Below are 2,200 nucleotides of genomic sequence, written 5' to 3'. Positions count from 1 at the left end.
CCGAGACCCGCGAGGTCCTCATCCGCTCCCTGGCGATGCTCCACACCAAGCACGCCGACCTGCCCTCCCGCAAGCACGGCAACCCGCCGCAGTGATGGCGGGGCACGGCAACCGCGCGTGAGGTCGGTTATTCCGTGTGGGAGTGGCTGCCGTGCCCTCGGCTTCGCCCGTTTCCTCCAGGGGAGTTGCTGCGAGCGTTCGATGAACGCCTGTGCGCTCGCTGGTTTCCGGCGCCTTCGGCTTTGGTAAAGCAGCAGGTCAGAAGCTTGCATAGTGCAGCAGTCCCGAAACTGCCCTAGGATCCCGGGAAACAGCGCGATCGGTTTGGTATTGACAAACCATCTGGGCTGTTTTTTACTCCTGAGGTGCCGGATCGCAGCACACTCACCTAGGGGGCACGGCGTGCAGATCGACGTACTGGGCATATTGGACGTCAGGGAGAACGGGGTCTCCATCGCCCCGACTGCACCCAAGCCCCGGCAGGTGCTCGCCCTTCTGGCGCTGCACGCCGACCAGGTGGTGCCGGTCTCCGCTCTCATCGACGAACTGTGGGCGGGCCAGCCGCCCCGCAGTGCGCGCACCACCCTGCAGACCTACGTGCTGCAACTGCGCGACCTCATCGGCCAGGCGCTCGAGCAGGAGGCGCCCGAGGCCGATCCCGCTTCGGCTCCCCGGCGCAGCGCCAAGGACGTCCTGGTCACCGCCTCCGGCGGGTACATGCTCGTCTCGGGCGGCGGTACCAGCGACGTGAGGGAGTTCGAGCGGCTGGCCGGCATGGGCTACCGGGCCATGGACGCGGGGGGCTTCAAGGACGCCTCGCGTCTGCTGGGTGAGGCGCTGGCCCTGTGGACCGGCTCGGCCCTCGCCGACGTGCAGATCGGCGCGCGGCTGGAGATGGAGGCCAAGCGGCTGGAGGAGAGCCGGCTGTGCGCCCTCGATCAGCGCATCGAGGCCGACCTCCGCCTCGGCCGGCACCGCGAGCTGCTCGCCGAACTCACCGTGCTGACGAGCCGTTACTGGTCCCACGAGAACCTGCATGCCCAGTTCATGCTCGCGCTGCACCGCTCGGGCCGACGGGGCGAGGCCCTCGACGTCTACCACCGGCTGCGCAGCACCCTCGTACGGGACCTGGGGCTGGAGCCCTCGGCCCGGCTGCGCCGGCTCCAGCAGTCGATCCTGGTGGCGGCTCCCGAGACCCCGTTGACGGCCGAGCACCAGATGCCCTCCACGGTTCCCGTCTCCTCCGCCCGCGTGGGCGGCGGCGTCCGCTCCGCGTGAACCGGCGCCCGCTCGCGGGCGCCGGTGCGGCAGGGATCACCACGGTTCGGCTGTGGGCGACGCGGTACGTGGGTAGGCTCCGACCACAACGAAAAGCTACCGCTTAGTAGCTGACTTTCGCCGGTTTGAGGAGCCCGTCCATGCAACTCGTCGCGATCGTCGTGTCACTGGCCCTGATCGTGGTCGGCTTCGCGCTGTTCTTCCGGGCCGTCCACCAGATCTACCGCTTGGTACGGCTCGGCCAGCCCGCCCCACCGGGACTCCGGACCGGCAACCCCTACCGACGCACGGTGACTCTGGTCCGGGAGTTCCTCGTTCACACCCGGATGAACCGCTGGGGCCTCATCGGCTTCGCGCACTGGTTCGTCGCCGTGGGCTTCTACGCCCTGCTGGTGACGCTGGTCAACGCCGTCGGCCAGCTGTTCCAGGCCGACTGGGTGCTGCCGGTGCTCGGTGACTGGGCGCCGTACAACGTCTTCGTCGAGTTCCTCAGCGCGACGACGGTGCTCGGCATCCTCACGCTGATCGTCGTCCGGCAGCTGAGCCGGCCCACGGCCCCGGGCCGCAAGTCCCGCTTCACGGGCTCCAACACCGGCCAGGCGTACTTCATCGAGACCGTCATCGTCATCGTCGGCACCTGCATCCTGGTGCTGCACGCCCTCGAGGGCGCCCTGCACCACGTGGACGGCTACGAGGCCTCCTACTTCGTCTCCTACCCGTTGGTGGACCGGTTCCAGGAGATGAACCCGGCCACCTTGGAGGACCTGGTCCGCTGCGCCGCGTTCCTGAAGATCGCGACGTCCTTCGTCTGGATGATCGTCATTTCGCTGAAGACCGACATGGGTGTGGCGTGGCACCGGTTCCTGGCGTTCCCGAACATCTGGTTCAAGCGGGATGCGAAGGGCGGTACGGCGCTGGGTGC

The 2,200-nt window shown here is 68.3% G+C and carries 1 protein-coding gene and 1 pseudogene; both read left to right on the top strand.

Translation table 11 applies throughout. The annotated features are described in order from the left end of the window. Positions 1-402: 402 nt before the first annotated feature. Positions 403-1,278, top strand: coding sequence for an AfsR/SARP family transcriptional regulator (locus AB0E77_RS34135; protein WP_361578888.1), 876 nt, complete (start codon positions 403-405; stop codon positions 1,276-1,278). Between the two features lie 140 nt (positions 1,279-1,418). Then, positions 1,419-2,200 (top strand): annotated as a pseudogene (locus tag AB0E77_RS34130) (Fe-S oxidoreductase); the annotation flags it as partial.

It is taken from the genome of Streptomyces sp. NPDC032940 (assembly GCF_040636935.1).
Taxonomy (GTDB): Bacteria; Actinomycetota; Actinomycetes; order Streptomycetales; family Streptomycetaceae; genus Streptomyces.
The sequence above is the reverse complement of the archived record's forward strand: the minus strand, read 5'-3'. Positions and strand labels throughout refer to the sequence as shown.